Below are 890 nucleotides of genomic sequence, written 5' to 3'. Positions count from 1 at the left end.
ACCAGCAGGTCCAGTCCCTGCAGGGCCTGGACCTCCACGCCCTGGGCGGTGAAGATCCGCACCAGCCGGTCGCAGACGATCAGCGCGTCATGCCCGTAGGCGGGCTGCTCCCGGCTCTCGGTGACGCGTCGCTCCAGGTCCGCCAGTGTGACGTTGTCGCGCTCGGCGGTGCCGGACGTGTTCTGAGTCATGATCGTTCCCCCATCCGGAGTTCGGTTCCTTCTCCCCGTCGCCCGGTCAGCCAGGCCTGGACGGCCAGCACCACACAGGCCAGCAGCACCAGCCCTGCGGCGGGCAGCAGCAGCGACGCCGCGTCGGTGTGCAGCACGGCGCCCGACAGGTCCGTGGCGGGCGTGCGGACCGTGAAGGCCAGTGCCACCAGGTCCACGCCCGGGCGTACCAGCGGCACGGTGGCCACGCTCACCAGCACACCGCCCAGGGCTCCCAGCAGGACCTGCGGCAGCATCTCCAGCACCGCCAGCCACTGCCGCTGACGACCGGTCATGCCCATCGTCCGCAGCCGGGCCAGCAGCGCCTTGCGCTGCGGAGCGTTGTGCAGCAGCGACAGCAGCAACGCCAGCACGCTGTAGCCGGCGCCCGCGGCGACGGCGGCGAGGTACACGTGCCGTGCGCCCGACTGCAGGGCCGAGGTCGTGCCGTAGGAGGCGCGTTGTTCGGTGCGCAGCGTGACCTGCGCCTTGGGCGCGGTCTTGGCGACGACGGCGCGCAGCGCCTTCGCGTCGATGCCGGTGCCCGTCGCATACAGCGTCGACGGCCCGTGTGCCGGCTCTTTCGTCCCGGGCGCGACCTTCGCCAGGGCGGCCCGCGACACGATGACGAACTCGTGGTTGGGGGCGGCCGGGGTGGCGTCCTGCGTGGCCACGATGTGC

Annotated in this window: 1 protein-coding gene and 1 pseudogene; both read right to left on the bottom strand. The window is 72.4% G+C overall.

The features are described 5' to 3' along the window. A pseudogene (locus PV350_RS46750) lies at window positions 1–191 on the bottom strand (ABC transporter ATP-binding protein); the annotation flags it as partial. After that, window positions 188–890 (bottom strand): FtsX-like permease family protein (locus PV350_RS46745; RefSeq protein ID WP_500339328.1); only part of this gene is annotated, 703 nt, incomplete at its 5' end. The pseudogene PV350_RS46750 and the gene PV350_RS46745, both read right to left, overlap by 4 nt.

Origin of the sequence: Streptomyces sp. PA03-6a (genome assembly GCF_033792765.1) — a bacterium.
GTDB lineage: Bacteria > Actinomycetota > Actinomycetes > Streptomycetales > Streptomycetaceae > Actinacidiphila.
Note: the sequence above shows the minus strand (reverse complement) of the source record. Positions and strands in the feature narration are given on the sequence as shown.